Source organism: Streptomyces hawaiiensis, assembly GCF_004803895.1.
GTDB lineage: Bacteria > Actinomycetota > Actinomycetes > Streptomycetales > Streptomycetaceae > Streptomyces > Streptomyces hawaiiensis.
This window is the reverse complement of record NZ_CP021978.1, coordinates 8,033,124-8,048,201: the sequence shown is the minus strand read 5'-3', so window position 1 is coordinate 8,048,201 and position 15,078 is coordinate 8,033,124. Positions and strand designations below refer to the sequence as shown.

Here is a 15,078-nt window from a genome sequence, read left to right as displayed (position 1 = left end):
GAGAGGAGACCGGGTGGCGATGGCGGAGTGTGCCGTCGCTCCGGCGTCAGCCCTTCGTGCTGCCGGCGGCCAGGCCGGAGCGCCAGAAGCGCTGAAGAACGAGGAAGATGATGATCAGCGGGATGATGGTCAGGAACGAGCCCGTGATGACGAGGTGGGTGATGACCTCGCCGTCGGCGGTGGCCGCCTGGTTGTTCCACTGGTTCAGGCCGACGGTCATCGGGAACCACGAGGGGTCGTTGAGCATGATGAGCGGCAGGAAGTAGTTGTTCCAGGCGCTCACCACTTCCAGCAGGAAGATGGAGACGAGCGCGGGGGAGAGCAGGCGCAGCGCCATGGTGAAGAAGATGCGGAACTCGCCCGCGCCGTCGACGCGGGCGGCGTCGAGGATCTCGTTCGGTACGGCCTCGTTGGCGTAGCTGTACAGGAGGAACAGGCCGAACGGGGTGACAAGGAGCGGGATCAGGACCGCCCAGGGCGTGTTCGTCAGGCCGAGTTCGCCGAAGAGCAGGAAGGCGGGCACCGCCAGTGCCGTGCTCGGTACGGCGACGGCTCCCACGACGACGGCCAGGAAGGCGCGCCGGCCGGGAAACTCGTACTTGGCCAGTCCGTATCCGGCGAGTGCCGCCAGGAGGGTCGCCCCGATGGCGCCGACCGCCACGTACAGCACCGTGTTGGCGAGCCACCGTAGGTAGATGCCGTCGTTGTACGTGAGGACACCGACGATGTTGTCCCACAGGGCGAAGTCGTCGCCGAACCAGAGCCCGAACGTGGAGAAGAGCTGCTCGCGTGACTTGGTCGAGTTGATCGCGAGCCAGACGAGCGGCATCAGGCTGTAGAGGAGCGGAAGCGTCATCAGCACGGTCAGCAGGACCGAGCGGCGCGGCTTCTTCGATCCGCCGTCGGGCTGCCGGCGCCTGACGCGGCGGGCCGGTGGCTGGGTGCGCCGACTGTCGGGCGCCGCGTGGGCGGCCTCGGTGTGGACCGGGTTCGGGTTCGGGTTCGCGGTGAGCATCACGCCACTCCCCTCATGCCGCGCCGCTGCACGACGAACGCGAACACGCCGGTGACGACGCCCATGATCACCGCGACGGTGGCGGCGGCGTTGTACTGCTGTCCGGCGAAGGAGAGGCTGTACGCGTACATGTTGGGCGTGAAGTCACTCGTGATGACGTTGGGCACCAGTCCTCGCAGAATGTTGGGCTCGTTGAAGAGCTGGAATCCGCCGATGACGGAGAACATCGTGGTGACCGCCACCGTGGAGCGGATGGCCGGCAGCTTGACGTGGACGATGACGTGCCAGGTCCTGGCCCCGTCGAGCTTGGCCGCTTCGAAGACCTCGGAGGGGATCGCCTGGAGCGCGGCGTAGATGACGAGCATGTTGTAGCCGACGTAGAGCCACAGCACGATGTTGCCGATGGACGGAATGACCAGGGTGCTGGACAGGGGGTCCGGCAGCGCGATGCCGAGGTATTGCTCGACGTCCCCGACCAGGCCGAACTGGGTTCCGTAGATGTAACCCCACAGCAGGGTGGCCACCACACCCGGCACGGCATAGGGAAGGAAGATGCCGAGCCGGAAGATCGCCGGTGCGTACAGCTTGACGCTGTCGATCGCCAGGGCCGCGGCCAGCGCCAGGAGCATCATCAGCGGCACCTGGATCAGCAGGTAGAGGCCGACCCGGGCGACCGCGGCCCAGAACTGGGGATCGCTGAGCTGGTCGCGATAGTTGTCCAACCCCACGAACGACACTCCACCGATGAGGCGCTCCTGGAACAGGCTCAGACCGAGGGTGTAGAGGATCGGCGCGACGACGGCGAGCAGGAACGGCGCCGTGAAAGGCAGGACGAACGCCCACCCGGTGAGCCGTCGCCGCAAGGGCTGCCGCGCGGCCGCGGGCACCCCGAGGGCTGATGGGCCCGACTTCTTCATAGGAACTCCAGAGCTGCTGAGACGCACGACGGCAGGGACCTGGCGTTGCGCCGACCAACCGAAGGGATTCAAATTTATTTCGCAGACACTTCATCTGCATAGCCCTACGGATAATTTTTTTCACGTGCCCGCTCACGTGGAGACGGTGACCCAATGCGTGGCCATGCCGTCCGCACGAATGAGCGTGCCCTGGCCGTCGGTGAGCGCCTCGACGATTCCGAGGCCCCTGCCGTGCTCGTCATCAGTGCATGAGGTGGTCCACGGACCGTGGTGCGACGCGGGTCCGCCGTCGGAGACTCCCACCCACACCTGCTGCGCGATCGGATCACGACGCAGGTGCAGGGCCAGTGGAGGCAGAGCGTGCTCGATAGCGTTGGTCACCAGTTCGGAGACGACGAGCACCACCGTGTCGACCTCGGCGACCTTCAGGCGACCCAGCAATCCCTCCACCATGCGCCGGGCCGTGGCAACGGCCTCCGCGGAGTGATCGAGCGGGCGGATCACGTCTGCCGCCCCGGGGTGGCGGAACTGCTCGGCGAGACGACGAACACCCTCTTCGGCATGCCTCGCGCCATGATCACTGGTCCTGCCGGTGTCCGTGACGTACATGGCGATCACCTCGACGACCTTCCCTGGAGCCGTACCTCTTACGAGCTATGTGATCTATGAGAACTCCGACTTCGGCCTCGGGTCCCCAGGGAAAGTCCCTAGCCTGGGCCGCCGGCCCTCGAGTCACCGCCCTGTGCCCGGCCGGGCACGCCGAGTGTTCGTCGAGGCTCCTGCTCACCTCTGGCCGCCCACGGTCACTGGCGGCTCGCGCCCCTCACCCGAGGAAGGCACTGTCCTGCTGGACCAAGTTGCGGAGCTCGCGGCGCCCGAAGAGGGACAGTTCTTGGCAGATGTGGCTGAGGTGGTACCCCACCGTCTTCCTGCTCACGAACGGCCGTGCGGCGATCTCCCCGTTGGTGAGCCCACCGCCGATGAGCTGGGCTATGTCGCGCTCGCGGTCGATCAGCTCCGGGACGGAGACGCCACCCGCACGGTGGCGCAAGGGGGGTGGTCCGCGAAGTCCTCGCGGTACCGCGGGAGGAACGGCTGGGCTCCCAGGCCCGCGAACAGGTCGCGGGCCTGGGCGTAGCGGGCGGCTGCCCGTCGAGGCTCCCCCGCCCCTCCAGCAGTGGATACCGGCCCAGGGGCACCTGATACCCGCTGGGCTGGACGAGCACGCTCGACGCCTTGCCGGACTGCGCCTCCCGCAGACACTGGGTGATGCTCTCCAGCCCACAGGCCCGACGAATGTGCTGCCGCCGACACCGGCCGTCACGGGGCGCAGCTCCGGTAGGGCGGAGGGCGCGCCGCGGGCGCGAACGCACGGACCTCGATCAGCGCCCTCACACTGGATCACCACCTGGCGAACCCTGGACGGTCCAGTCCCGCACTCCCCCATCCCACGAGCTGTGGACGCTCACCGTCGTACCGCGGTCGGGTCGGCGTCGACGTCGGCCGGCGGCGATGCAGCGGGCCGCTTCGGCAGCCTCGTAGCACAGCCCGCCCTCGATCAGCTCGGGAGTGAAGGTGTCGAGCATCTCGTGGTCGGGGCTGATGAGGTGCACGGCCGCCGGTGCGTAGAAGTGGCCATCGATTTCCAAGCGAGCACGTGTACCCGAGATCGACGCCTTCGTCGGAGTGCGGGCGAAGAGCGACGTGTTCAACACGCCGTGCACCCCCGACTCACCCGTGACGATGATCGAGGCCTGCCCGTCGACGCCGGTGAAAGCCTTCGTACCCACGGCAGTAACGGACGCGAAGGGGCGCAGCACCCTGTGGGCGAAGGCAACCGGGTAGACGCCCAGGTCGAGCAGGGCGCCGCCGGCCTGGTCGGGGTCGAAGTGACGGTGCGTCGGGTTCGGCTTCCCGGGCAGAACGTGGTCGGCCATGACCGTCTGCACCTCACCGAGCAGCCCCGACTCGAGGACCTGGCGTACGGCGTCGATGTGCGGTAGGAAGCGCGTCCACATCGCCTCCATGAGGAACACGCCCCGCTCCCGGGCGGCCTCGATCACGTGCGCGGCCTCGCGAGCGTTTCGGGTGAACGCCTTTTCCAGCAGCACGTGTCGGCCGGCCTCGATCGCCTGCAAGGCCTGATCGTGGTGACCGGAATGCGGCGACGCGATGTAGACGATGTCCACGTCGTCGTCGGCGAGAAGTTCCTCGTAGCTGCCGTAGGCCGCCGGGATGCCGTACCGGTCCGCAAAGGTGAGGGCCCGCTCGGCGTCGCGCGACCCGACCGCCACCACCCGCTGCTGGGTTTACGTCTGCAGCGCCTCGACGCAATAGCCTGCGATCCACCCCGGGGCTATCACTCCCCAGTTCAGGGCCGGCGCTTCTTTGGGGGAAGGCGTCCGTGGCGCTCATGAGTCATGAGTAGTTCCCCGCCGACGGACGCGCCCTTTGCCCCGGGCTTGCGCTGCGCGCTCAGAGTGCCGTGAGAACCCAGATCTGGTCCGTGGTCTCCTCCTGCTTCCGCTGAATGAGGACCGATCCGGAGGCGGCCTTGCCGTTTCCGTCGAGGCGCAGGCCCGTGGCGCGGTTGGCGATCGTGAAGAGGCCGTCCCCTACGGATTCGATCGTCCACTGCTGGCTGGCGGCCCCGTTCCAGGCCGCTTGCTTCACGGCGGAGTCGTCGGCTGTGGCGTTCCAGCCGTCGGCGACCATTCCGTTGGCTCGGTTCACGATCTTGTACGCACCGTTGCCGACGGCGACCAGCTGCCACTGCAGGTGGGTGCTGCCGTTCCACGTCCATTGCTTGAGGGAGGAACCGGAGGCCACGACGCCCCCGCTGTCCACCGCCAGGCGGTTGGTGAGGTTCTCGATGCGGAAATAGGCCGTCGGGGAGAACTGCACCTTCAGTGAGGTCACCGTGTCGTTGGTGCCCGTCGTCCTCATGTCGCTGTGATCGATCGTGAAGGTCCACGCCGAGCCCGAGAAGTTGTCACCGGCGTAACCGATGAGACGGTAGCCGCGAGCCAGCCAGAGGGAGGAGAGGCTGGCCGCGGGCAAACCGACGGAAGCCAGCTTCTGTGCCGTGTATTCGCCGACGGCGAGGCCCGCCGGGGTGCCGACATAGCCGGCCTCCTGGAAACCGACGGCTCCGGACATCCGCCTGAGCGGGGGAATGGCACCGGAGAACGTCAGCTTCACCACGTACGCGTTGGCCGTGTACGGCGCGGTGGACGGCAGGGTGACCTTGAGTCCGGAGGCGTCCTGGGTGGGCTTCGCCAGGCTGATGTAGGTGCCTGCGGTCGAGCCGAGCAGCTGTGCCGAGACGAGCGGGGACATGTTGATGCGGTCGGAGTTGAGCGACTTGATGGTGAGTGCCGCGCCCGGCCACCCCAGGACCGTTGCGTAGAGGACGTTGTTCGCCTTGTTCCGGGTGAAGCGGATGTCCTGTGTGGTGCCGGCCGTGGGCGAGGTGAACGTACCGCCGCCCATGAGCGTCGGGCCTTCGCCGTACGCCGTCCAGGCCCTCGTGGCGTACACCGACTCCCCGAAGCGCTTGAGGTGGTCGCCTATGCCGAGCAGGATGTTCTTCTGCCCCTGGGGGATGGTGCCATCGGCCATCGGCGCGATGTTCAGGAGCATGTTGCCGTTCTTGCTGACGCGGTCGAGGAGCGCGTGCAGGACCTGCTTGGTGGTGTAGTAACCGATTCCCTGGGTGTAGCACCAACTGCTGCTGGAGACGCTGTCGTCGGTGAGCCAGTAAGGGGTGGTGATGTCGATCGGGCCTCCGCGCTCGTAGTCGAAGACCGCTCCCCCCTGGTTCAGTCCGTCCTTGTAGGTGGCGACGACCTCACGGCCCCAGCCGGCGGCCTGGTTGTAGTAGTACGACAGGAACTCGAGACGCTTGGTCTCGTCGACCCCGCTGAGCGCGAAGTCCTGCCAGAGGATGTCGGGCTGGGAGCGGTCGATGACCTCCTTGAGCTTGTCGTACCAGAGCTGGTTCTCCTCCGTGGCGCTCAGCCGGCCGTACAACTTCTTCAGGCTGGGGTCCGTCTGCGCGGGGGCGAACTCGAAGAAGCCCCTGTAGTTGTACGCGTGGTGCATGGCGACCAGAAGCTTCAGACCCTTGCCGCGGATCGCCGTGGTGAAGAGGTTCAGGAGGTCGAGCTTCGGCCCCTTGTCCACCGAGTTCCACTCGTTGACCTGGCTGTCCCACATGGAGTAGCCGTCATGGTGCTCGGCGACCGGACCCGCGAACTTGGCGCCGGCGTCGACGAACAGCTGGGCCCACTCATGGGGATCGAACGCGCCTCCCGCCGACTTCAGCTTCGGCGCGAACTGGACATGGTTACCCACCAGGTCCGGCGCCCCGTTGATGAAGTTGTGGTACTGCCACTCCGTCGGGGGCCCGTACTTACCGGCATGGTAGGTGTTGGTCGGGTTGCCGGCCTTGTACATGGTCCGCGGGTACCACTCGCTGCCGTAGGCGGGGACGCTGAAGACACCCCAGTGGAAATAGATGCCGAACTTAGCGTCCTGGAACCACTCCGGAGCCGGCTTGTGCTGACCGACCGAGCTCCAGTCGGGGGTGTAGGTGTTCGCCACCGCCCGAGCGCGGCCGGCGGAGAGCACGCCTCCGGCAAGGGCAGTGGCAGCGACGGCCGTTGCGCCGGCCAGGAACTGACGTCTGTTGACGGAACTCGGCATGAGGCATCCCTGATCTGAAGCACGACGACAATGGACGAGCAGGACGCTGGGCGGATGCCGACCGGGCCCCCAGGGCGCCGGTCGCTCGTGACCGGTCGGCCTCCACACGGTGAGACGGGTACTGACGGGAGGCCGGAGGGACCAGGCATCACCCAGCGTTCGCAAATAATTATCACGAACGCACGAAATTTCACCTTGTCGTGCAAGAGATTTTTCGAAGCGGGGTGCCGGGTGTTCCAGCGATGCACCCTGCAGCTCCCGCCGGATGGGTCAGCGTCGGAAGGCGCCGGTGAGCCTGTCGGGACCGTTGCGGTTCATCCACTCGATGGCGTTCTCCGTCCCTGCGTCCCGCGCCGCGGCCAGGGTCCGGTCGACGAGTTCCTCGAGCAGCGCGACCGGCTGGGATCGGGAGGACCGCCTGGTCGCTGACGGGCGGTGGCTCCGCGACACTCAAGAAGATCGCCTCGTGGGCGGCCATTCTCCTTGCACCCACCCTCGTGGGAACGATCTACGGCATGAACTTCGACCTCATGCCGGAGCTGCACTGGGTGTACGGCTGTCCGTTCGCGATCCTGCTGACGGCGGTGGTGTGTTCGAGCCTGAACGTGGTCTTCAAGAAGCGGGACTGGCTGTAGAAGTCGGGCCGGACGCGCCAACCTGAATTCGCACCGCGAACGCGGCGGAACGGCCGTTCTGGCCCCTTGGGGAGAACGCGCCGCGCGGCTGCCCACGGCGCTTCTCCCCCGCCGGCCCTGTTCTACGTCTACCGGCGCAGCCACCCTCATCGGCACATGACTACGCGACGTAACGAAACTCGGTCAGGCCCTTCTGGTGTCCCGGGGACAGCTGAGTCTCTGTCAGTTCCTACAGGTCAGCGAGCCCTTCCGCGCGGCTTAAGCGGCACTGGAGGCAGCGCAGGAGCAGGCAGCGGAGCGCCGTCGTAGCCCTTCACCTCGCCGAACCGTGTCCCTTCCATCCAGCCCTGACGAGCCTGTACGATCTCCTCCTGCGACCGTCCGATCCAGTTCCAGAACATGATCAGCTCCTCCTCGAACGGTTCGCCGCCCAGGAGCATCAGGCCCGCCTCCGACTCCGCCCGCAGGGGCAGTTCGCTGCGGCCGCAGCCGAGGTAGAGCATGGAGCCGGGCAGGACCGGGACGCCGTCGACGTGGGCCTCGCCGGACATGGACAGGACGGCGTACTCGAAGTCCGGTTCCAGGGGGAGGCGTACGTCCGCCCCTCGCGTCAGGGCCAGGTCGGCGCCGACGATCGGGGTGTACGCGGTGCCGGGTGAGGTCGCGCCGTCGAGGCCGCCGAGGATCAGCGTGGCCGTGACGCCGGGTGCCGTGACGACCGGCAGATCGGCGTGGTGTTCGAAGCGCGGCTCGGTGTGACGGTAACTGTCGGGGAGGGCGACCCAGAGCTGCGCGCCGTGCAGGAAGCGGGCGTGCGAGCGCGGGCTCTCCTCCGAGTGGCTGATGGCCCGGCCGGAGGTCATCAGGCCGAGTTCGCGCGGGCGGATCGTCTGGAGGCTGCCGGTGGAGTCACGGTGCAGCACCTCTCCCTCGTGCAGCCAGCTCACGGTCTGCAGACCCATGTGGGGATGCGGCGGCACCTGCATGCCGGGCTCGTTGGCGATGTCGTCGGGACCGTAGTGGTCGACGAAGCACCAAGCCCCGACCATCCGGCGGCCGAGGTTGGGCAGCAGCCGGCGGACCTCACTGGACTCGCCCAGCCTGACCTGGCGAGGGCTGAGGAGTTCCCGCACCGGCTCCGCCACCACGAAGCCACGGCCACCGCACAAGGAGGGGGCCGCCTCGCGCTCTAGATTGCTCATGGCGCACAACCTAGTGCGGCACAAGGGCTTGCGTCAGCGCCACGTTCGGGTCGCGCCGCAGACCAGCAGAATGGCAGCCATGTACATAGTAGCCATGTACTGTATTTGCTGCGGACCACCGTTCCGAAGGTGCGACGCCCCGGGTTTCTGGTGTGGCGGCTGTCGATGAAGTGGCGGGTCGCGGTCGACCGCGCGGTGGCCCCGCTGGGACCCCCGCGCCCCGCGCGCGGTCCAGCTCGCGCTCACCGAGCAGGGCAGCGAGGTCACCCAGCGGGCGATCACGGTCGTCCACGGGCTTCTCCAGCAGCTCCTCGACCCGCTCGGCGGCCTCGGCAGTGCCCGCGCTCGTGAGTTCACACGCGAACTGACGGCCCTGCTCGACGCGCCTCTCGACCCTTCCCCCGAGAACGAGACGGAGCAGTCATGACCACCACCGCGCCCCTGCTCGACCCGCGTGTCATCGCCCTGGCCCACTACGCGGTGCTCGAGAGTGTGCTGACTGGCACGGGCGTACGGATCACGGACGCCGGGCGGGAGCGGTACGCCACGACCTCCGGCGAGACGGCACCGATCACCGCCCGGATCTACGACGGCATTCCGGCGGAGGATCTCGCCGTCGCCGGCCGGGTGCTGAGACTGATCACCGGGCGGGCGGATGCCGAGCCGGCGGCGCTGCGCGGTGAGCCGGACCGGTAGTGGAATATTGAACCAATGAGTTCGGTTGTCGGCCTCGAAGGAGGCCCCGAGTGAACACCACGCAGGACACGACGTACTACGCCCACGGAACCCCGGCCGAGCGCTGGGAGCGCGCGCAGCTGTTCTTCGACGCCAAGGACTACGCCGCCGCCGCGCGCGTCCTGGCCGGGCTGGTCGAGGAAGTCCCCGAGCAGACCGGGCCCCGGCTGCTCCTGGCGCGCTCGTACTACCACTCGGCCCAACTGCGGCGCGCCGAGGGCGAGTTGCGGATGATCGTCGAGCGGGACCCCGTGGAGCACTACGCCCGCCTGATGCTCGGCCGCACACTCCAGCGGCAGAACCGGCACGAGGAGGCGGAGTCACACCTGCGGATCGCCTCGGCGCTCGCGGGTGACTTCGAGCAGCGCTGACCCACGCCGTACAAGGAAGATGCCCGGCTCCGTGGGGAGCCGGGCATCCGTGTGTCGGCGGGTCCGCTACCCGACCGGCGTCCCGTACGACCGCCGCCCCCGCCGGTGGGCGATCTCCCCCAGCAGGATGTCGACGGCGAGGAAGGCCGCCAGCGGGATGCCGAACAGGGGCAGGAAGTACCCGAGTACGGCGACCCCCGCCAGCAGCGGTACGAGGATCTGCGGCGGGACCTGCTGCCAGGCACCCCGTGGGACCGGGCGGCCGAAGGCGGTGCCGCGGCCGCGCTGCCACCACATGCGGTAGCCCCAGACGATCAGCAGGATCAGGGAGAGCGCGAGCAGCATCAGGGCGATCTGGTTGGCCAGGCCGAAGAGGATGCCGGTGTGCAGGTCGATGCCCCATCGGGTGAGCTTCGCGAGCACGGGATGGTCGGCGAACCGCAGCACGTCCGTGACCTCGCCGCCGGCCGGGTCGATCGCGACGGCGTCCTGCTTCGAGGGCCAGCTGCGCTGCACCTGCCGGACCACGTACGCCGAGTTCGCGTCCGCGGGCGGCACGATCTCCACCGGGTCGCCGAGCCCCTCGGCCCGCGCAGCGGCCAGGACCTTGTCCAGGCCCACGCCGTGCGCGGCATCGCCCGCCTGCCCCGCGGCGGCACCGTGGCCGTCGTGCTCGCCTCCGGCCGCCGCCGACACCGACGGGGTGGCCTGGCCCAACGAGGTCCGCAGCTCGTCGATGCTTGCCCCGGCGTGGGCCGACCAGGTCAGGCCGGTGGCCGAGAGGAAGAAGAACCCGGCCGCCGCCCACACGCCGACACCGCCGTGCAGCCCGAGGGTGCGACGCCGTCCCTTGACCCCCCGCACCTTGCGCAGGGCACGGCGGCGGGAGAACCACAGCACCAGCCCGCCCGCCGAGATGACCCACAGCCAGCTGGCCGCCAGCTCGCTGTACAGCCGCCCCGGCTCACCCAGGCGCAGGTCCCGGTGGAACTCGTCGATCCAGGTGCGCAGCGGCAGCGCGCCGGTCGAGCCGTACTGTTCGAGGGAGCCGCGCACCTGCGCGGTGTACGGGTCGACGAACACGGCGAGCGTGTGGCCCTCGTCGACGCCCGGGACGCCGGACAGCAGCACCCTGGTCGTCGCGTCGGCCTCGGGTGAGGGGCGTACGGCCGAGACCGTGCCCTCGGGGTGGGCCTTGCGGGCGGCGGCCACCTGCTCGCTGATCGGCAGCTTCTCCTCTCCTGCGGGGACGGTCAGTTCGTGGTCGTACACGAGCTTCTCGGCCTGGAAGGAACCGGCGTACAGCAGGCCGGTGACGGCCGCGACGAGGAGGAACGGCGCCACCAGCACCCCGGCGTAGAAGTGCAGGCGGAGGATCAGCGGGCGCAGGGGGGCCCATCTGTTCTTCGACGGTGCCGGGGCGGCTGGCTGCGGGGCCTCGTCCGTGGTGGGCGAGGGAGCGGTGGTCATCGGCGGGCTTCTCCGGGGGACGTCTTCTGGGCCGTTGCGGTGTGGGCGGTGGCCGTTGCGGTGCAGTAGTCGGGGCGGCGGGGCGTTCAGTTCCCGGAAAGCATGTATGACGTGTGCCACACAGGGGTGGGGGGCGCCGTGCCATCCTGACGCGATGGGAACTCCGAGCGATCGCGCACCTCTGGCCGAGCGGGTCGGGCAACTCCTCGACAGGGGCCTGCCGTTGACCATCGTCGCGGCCGGTGACCCGGTGCTGCGGCACGGCACCGAGCCGTACGACGGTCAGCTGGAGCCCGCTCTGCTGGCCCGGTTCGTCGAGGCCCTGCGGGTCACCATGCGCGCGGCGCCCGGAGTCGGCCTGGCGGCGCCGCAGGTCGGTGTGCCGCTCCGGATCGCGGTGATCGAGGATCCGGCGCCGGTCCCGGAAGAGGTGCGCCTCGCGCGCGGGCGGGTGCCGCAGCCGTTCCGCGTGCTGGTCAATCCCGCCTACGAGTCCGTCGGCGAGGGGCGGGCCGCGTTCTTCGAGGGCTGCCTCAGCGTGCCGGGCTGGCAGGCGGTGGTGGCGCGCCACGCCGAGGTGCGGCTGACCGGGCAGGACGAGTACGGGCGGGCCCTGGACGAGGTGTTCACGGGCTGGCCGGCCCGGATCGTGCAGCACGAGACGGACCACCTCGACGGCGTCCTGTATCTGGACCGCGCCGAGCCGCGTTCGCTGTCGTCCAACCAGGCGATGGCGGAGCGCTGGGCCCAGCCGACGCCGTCGAAGGCGGCGCGGGCGCTCGGCTTCGAGCTGCCGTAGCGCTCAGGGCCGTCCGGCCGAAATCCGGAGGCGCCCGGCGAGGCGCCTCCGTTACCGTGACCGCATGTCTACGCCCCGAATCTCCTAGCCGAGGACCCACTCCCACGCCACCCGTGCGCGTCCTCTTGCTTGTTCGGAGCGTTTTCTCATGATCACCGTTCGTGACGTCGACGTGCGCGTGGGCGCGCGTCTGCTGCTGTCCGGCGTCTCCTTCCATGTCTCCCCCGGCGACCGCATCGGCCTGGTCGGCCGCAACGGCGCCGGGAAGACGACCCTATTGCACACTCTGGCGGGCGAACTGCGGCCCGCCGCCGGCTCGGTCGTCCGCTCGGCGGATGTCGGGCATCTCCCCCAGGACGCCCGCGCCGCCGACCAGTCGGTCACCGTCACCGACCGCATCCTGTCCGCGCGGGGCCTGGACCGTGCCGTACGGGCGCTGCGCCACGCGGAGAGCGCGATGGCCGACGGCACGGAGCGGTCGATGAACGCCTATGTGCGGGCCGAGGCCGAGTTCCAGGCCCGCGGCGGTTACGCGGCCGAGGCGGAGGCCGCCCGGGTCGCGGCCGGTCTCGGTCTGCCGGCGGGGCTGATGGAGCGGCGGCTCAGCACACTGTCGGGCGGTCAGCGCCGGCGCGTGGAGCTGGCCCGCATCCTGTTCGCCGGGCACGGCACATTGCTGCTGGACGAGCCGACGAACCATCTGGACGCGGCCTCGATCACCTGGCTGCGCACCTTCCTGACGAGCCATCAGGGATGGTTGGTGATGATCAGTCACGACACCTCCCTGTTGGCAAGCACCGTGAACCGGGTCTTCCACCTGGATCCCGGCCGGGCCGCGCTCGACATCCACAACACCGGCTGGGACACCTACCTCGCGCAGCGGGACGCCGACGAGCGGCGCCGGGTGCGCGAGCGGGCGAACGCCGAGCGCAAGGCGGCGGCGCTGCACGCCCAGGCCGGCAAGATGCGGGCCCGGATGTCGACGGCGGTGGCCGCCCGGAACATGGCCCGCCGCGCCGACCGCCTGCTCGCGGACCTCGAACCGGCCCGGCGCGCCGGGAAGACGGCCAGGATCCGGCTGCCCGAGCCGGCGCCCTGCGGCCGGATCCCGCTCGGCGCCGTGAGCCTGACCAGGTCGTACGGCGGCCGGCACGTCCTGCGAGGTGTCGATCTGGCCGTCGACCGGGGCAGCCGGCTGGTGGTGCTGGGGCCCAACGGTGCCGGGAAGACCACCCTGTTGCGCATCCTCGCCGGGCACGACAGGCCCGACGGTGGCCGGGTGGTCCACGGACACGGTCTGCGCCTGGGCTGTTTCGCGCAGGAACACGACACCCTGGACCCGGAGTCGACGGTCCGCGAGCACCTGGCCGGTGCCGCCCCGCACCTCACCGACGGTGAAGTCCGCCAGGTCCTGGGCGCGTTCCTGTTCACCGGCGACGACACCGGCAAGCGCGTCGGCGTCCTCTCCGGCGGAGAGAAGACCCGGCTCGCGCTGGCGGGCCTGGTCCACTCGGGCGCGAACGTCCTGCTCCTCGACGAGCCCACCAACAACCTGGACCCGGCCTCGCGCGCCGAGGTCCTGGCGGCGGTGGGCACCTACCCGGGCGCGATCGTCATGGTCACGCACGACGAGGGCGCCGTCGACGCGCTGCGCCCGGACCGGGTGCTGCTGCTGCCGGAGGCGGAGGAGGACGTGTGGGACGACGCCTACCGGGATCTGGTGGTGCCCGCGCACGCCTGACCCGGGCCGGGCCTGCCGCGCACGGGGCCCGGGACGAGCCGCGGGTCAGGCGTCCCGGTACGCCTCCAGCAACCGCAGCCACACCTCGCTGATCGTCGGGTAGGACGGGACGGCGTGCCACAGGCGGCTGATCGGGACCTGGCCGGCGACCGCGATGGTCGCGGAGTGGATGAGTTCGCCGACGCCGGGTCCGACGAGGGTGACGCCGCGCAGGATCTCTTCCTCGAGGTCGACCACCATGCGGGCGCGGCCCTGGTAGCCGTCGGCGTACAGGCCGGCTCCGGAGACGGAGGACAGGTCCACATCGACGGCCTTCACCCGGTGCCCCGCCTGCTCGGCCTCGGCGAGGGACAGGCCGACGGCCGCCACCTCCGGGTCGGTGAAGACGACCTGGGGGACGGCCGCGTGGTCGGCGGTCGCGGCGTGGGCGCCCCAGGGCTGGGCGGCGAGGGTCTCCCCGGTGGCCCGCGCGGCGATGGCGGCGCCCGCGACGCGGGCCTGGTACTTGCCCTGGTGGGTGAGGAGGGCGCGGTGGTTGACATCGCCGACCGCGTACAGCCAGTCGTGGCCGGTCACGCGGAGGCTGTCGTCGACCGGCAGCCAGGATCCGGCGTCGAGGCCGACGGTCTCCAGGCCGATGTCGTCGGTGCGCGGGGCACGGCCGGTGGCGAAGAGGATCTCGTCGGCCTCGATGCGGTCGCCCGTGCCGGTGACCGCCACGACCGTCCCGTTCTCACGGGTCACCGACTCCACCGAGGTGCCCGTACGGATGTCCGCTCCGGCCTCCGTGAGCGCCTCGGCGATCAGTTCGCCGGCGAAGGGCTCCATCCGGGGGAGCAGGCCCTCGCCGCGGACCAGCAGGGTGACCTTCGAGCCGAGGGCCTGCCAGACCGTGGCCATCTCGGTGGCGACCACGCCGCCGCCGATCACGATCAGCCGGCCGGGGACGGTCTTGGCGCTGGTGGCCTCCCGGCTGGTCCACGGCTTGACCTCGTCGAGCCCGGGCAGGCCGGGCAGGGCGGCGCGGCTGCCGGTGCAGACGGCGACGGCCTGCCGGGCGGTCAGGACGCGCTCGCCGCCGTCCGGGCCGGTGACCGTCACCGTGCGCGGGCCGGTGAGGCGCCCGTGGCCGCGGTACAGGTCGGCGCCGATCGAGTCGAGCCACCCGACCTGGCCGTCGTCCTTCCAGTGGGAGGTGAAGTAGTCCCGGTGGGCGAGGACCGCGGACGCGTCCAGGGGCCCCTGCACCGACTGGCTCAGGCCCGGCACGCGGCGGGCGTCCGCACGGGCGATGACCGGCCGCAGCAGGGCCTTGCTGGGCATGCACGCCCAGTAGGAGCACTCGCCGCCGACGAGTTCGCTCTCCACGACCGCGGTGGTCAGTCCGGCGGCGCGGGTGCGGTCGGCGACGTTCTCCCCCACGGGCCCGGCCCCGAGCACCACGACGTCGTACGCGTTGGTTTCCGTTTCCGTCATGGGGTCAGTC

Annotated in this window: 13 protein-coding genes and 2 pseudogenes; 6 read left to right on the top strand and 9 right to left on the bottom strand. The window is 69.9% G+C overall.

Annotated features, from left to right (window positions below; translation table 11 throughout):
- Nucleotides 1–46 precede the first annotated feature (46 nt).
- From CEB94_RS36595 to CEB94_RS36570, 6 genes are all read right to left on the bottom strand, one after another.
- Entirely contained in the window at nucleotides 47–1,015 is a 969-nt protein-coding gene (locus CEB94_RS36595) for a carbohydrate ABC transporter permease (protein ID WP_175436240.1), read from the bottom strand.
- Complete coding sequence (locus tag CEB94_RS36590; RefSeq protein WP_175436239.1) at nucleotides 1,015–1,932, bottom strand: carbohydrate ABC transporter permease; 918 nt, start codon at nucleotides 1,930–1,932, stop codon at nucleotides 1,015–1,017. Before CEB94_RS36590 ends, CEB94_RS36595 begins: the two co-directional genes overlap by 1 nt.
- A gap of 132 nt (nucleotides 1,933–2,064) precedes the next feature.
- Nucleotides 2,065–2,541 (bottom strand): ATP-binding protein, encoded by a 477-nt coding sequence (locus tag CEB94_RS36585; RefSeq protein WP_175436238.1) that lies wholly within the window; start codon nucleotides 2,539–2,541, stop codon nucleotides 2,065–2,067.
- Nucleotides 2,542–2,755: 214 nt separating this feature from the next.
- Complete coding sequence (locus CEB94_RS36580; RefSeq protein ID WP_175436237.1) at nucleotides 2,756–2,983, bottom strand: helix-turn-helix domain-containing protein; 228 nt, start codon at nucleotides 2,981–2,983, stop codon at nucleotides 2,756–2,758.
- A 340-nt stretch (nucleotides 2,984–3,323) separates the two neighbouring features.
- Nucleotides 3,324–4,226, bottom strand: coding sequence for a Gfo/Idh/MocA family protein (locus CEB94_RS36575; RefSeq protein WP_175436236.1), 903 nt, complete (start codon nucleotides 4,224–4,226; stop codon nucleotides 3,324–3,326).
- A 181-nt stretch (nucleotides 4,227–4,407) separates the two neighbouring features.
- Entirely contained in the window at nucleotides 4,408–6,639 is a 2,232-nt protein-coding gene (locus CEB94_RS36570) for an alpha-L-fucosidase (RefSeq protein ID WP_175436235.1), read from the bottom strand.
- A 449-nt stretch (nucleotides 6,640–7,088) separates the two neighbouring features.
- Here CEB94_RS36570 and CEB94_RS36565 point away from each other — a divergent pair.
- Nucleotides 7,089–7,274 (top strand): annotated as a pseudogene (locus tag CEB94_RS36565) (CorA family divalent cation transporter); the annotation flags it as partial.
- A gap of 236 nt (nucleotides 7,275–7,510) precedes the next feature.
- Here the strand turns inward: CEB94_RS36565 and CEB94_RS36560 are convergent.
- Entirely contained in the window at nucleotides 7,511–8,476 is a 966-nt protein-coding gene (locus tag CEB94_RS36560; RefSeq protein ID WP_175436234.1) for a pirin family protein, read from the bottom strand.
- A gap of 165 nt (nucleotides 8,477–8,641) precedes the next feature.
- Here CEB94_RS36560 and CEB94_RS41325 point away from each other — a divergent pair.
- The 3 genes and pseudogenes from CEB94_RS41325 to CEB94_RS36550 all read left to right on the top strand — a co-directional run bounded on the left by CEB94_RS41325 (nucleotide 8,642) and on the right by CEB94_RS36550 (nucleotide 9,582).
- Nucleotides 8,642–8,903: pseudogene (locus tag CEB94_RS41325) on the top strand (hypothetical protein).
- A complete protein-coding gene (locus CEB94_RS36555; protein ID WP_175436233.1) occupies nucleotides 8,900–9,172 on the top strand; it encodes a hypothetical protein in 273 nt (90 codons plus the stop codon). Before CEB94_RS41325 ends, CEB94_RS36555 begins: the two are co-directional and overlap by 4 nt.
- Nucleotides 9,173–9,222: 50 nt before the next feature.
- Nucleotides 9,223–9,582, top strand: coding sequence for a tetratricopeptide repeat protein (locus tag CEB94_RS36550; RefSeq protein WP_175436232.1), 360 nt, complete (start codon nucleotides 9,223–9,225; stop codon nucleotides 9,580–9,582).
- Nucleotides 9,583–9,648: 66 nt separating this feature from the next.
- Here CEB94_RS36550 and CEB94_RS36545 read toward each other — a convergent pair whose 3' ends face one another.
- A complete protein-coding gene (locus tag CEB94_RS36545) occupies nucleotides 9,649–11,052 on the bottom strand; it encodes a PepSY-associated TM helix domain-containing protein (protein WP_175436231.1) in 1,404 nt (467 codons plus the stop codon).
- 154 nt (nucleotides 11,053–11,206) lie between these two features.
- Here CEB94_RS36545 and CEB94_RS36540 point away from each other — a divergent pair, with 154 nt between their 5' ends.
- Together CEB94_RS36540 and CEB94_RS36535 are read left to right on the top strand one after the other, a co-directional pair.
- Nucleotides 11,207–11,851: a peptide deformylase gene (locus tag CEB94_RS36540; RefSeq protein WP_175436230.1), complete on the top strand. Its 645-nt coding sequence runs from the start codon at nucleotides 11,207–11,209 to the stop codon at nucleotides 11,849–11,851.
- 148 nt (nucleotides 11,852–11,999) lie between these two features.
- A complete protein-coding gene (locus CEB94_RS36535; protein ID WP_175436229.1) occupies nucleotides 12,000–13,592 on the top strand; it encodes an ABC-F family ATP-binding cassette domain-containing protein in 1,593 nt (530 codons plus the stop codon).
- A 45-nt stretch (nucleotides 13,593–13,637) separates the two neighbouring features.
- Here CEB94_RS36535 and CEB94_RS36530 read toward each other — a convergent pair whose 3' ends face one another.
- Entirely contained in the window at nucleotides 13,638–15,068 is a 1,431-nt protein-coding gene (locus tag CEB94_RS36530; RefSeq protein WP_175436228.1) for a dihydrolipoyl dehydrogenase family protein, read from the bottom strand.
- Between the last annotated feature and the right edge of the window lie 10 nt (nucleotides 15,069–15,078).

What these genes read in the sequence shown, in the direction of transcription:
- CEB94_RS36535 (WP_175436229.1), top strand. Translation starts at nt 12,000, where the DNA reads ATGATCACCGTTCGTGACGTCGACGTGCGCGTGGGCGCGCGTCTGCTG.
- CEB94_RS36555 (WP_175436233.1), top strand. Translation starts at nt 8,900, where the DNA reads ATGACCACCACCGCGCCCCTGCTCGACCCGCGTGTCATCGCCCTGGCC.
- CEB94_RS36595 (WP_175436240.1), bottom strand. Translation starts at nt 1,015, where the DNA reads ATGCTCACCGCGAACCCGAACCCGAACCCGGTCCACACCGAGGCCGCC.
- CEB94_RS36545 (WP_175436231.1), bottom strand. Translation starts at nt 11,052, where the DNA reads ATGACCACCGCTCCCTCGCCCACCACGGACGAGGCCCCGCAGCCAGCC.
- CEB94_RS36560 (WP_175436234.1), bottom strand. Translation starts at nt 8,476, where the DNA reads ATGAGCAATCTAGAGCGCGAGGCGGCCCCCTCCTTGTGCGGTGGCCGT.
- CEB94_RS36530 (WP_175436228.1), bottom strand. Translation starts at nt 15,068, where the DNA reads ATGACGGAAACGGAAACCAACGCGTACGACGTCGTGGTGCTCGGGGCC.
- CEB94_RS36570 (WP_175436235.1), bottom strand. Translation starts at nt 6,639, where the DNA reads ATGCCGAGTTCCGTCAACAGACGTCAGTTCCTGGCCGGCGCAACGGCC.
- CEB94_RS36540 (WP_175436230.1), top strand. Translation starts at nt 11,207, where the DNA reads ATGGGAACTCCGAGCGATCGCGCACCTCTGGCCGAGCGGGTCGGGCAA.
- CEB94_RS36590 (WP_175436239.1), bottom strand. Translation starts at nt 1,932, where the DNA reads ATGAAGAAGTCGGGCCCATCAGCCCTCGGGGTGCCCGCGGCCGCGCGG.
- CEB94_RS36585 (WP_175436238.1), bottom strand. Translation starts at nt 2,541, where the DNA reads ATGTACGTCACGGACACCGGCAGGACCAGTGATCATGGCGCGAGGCAT.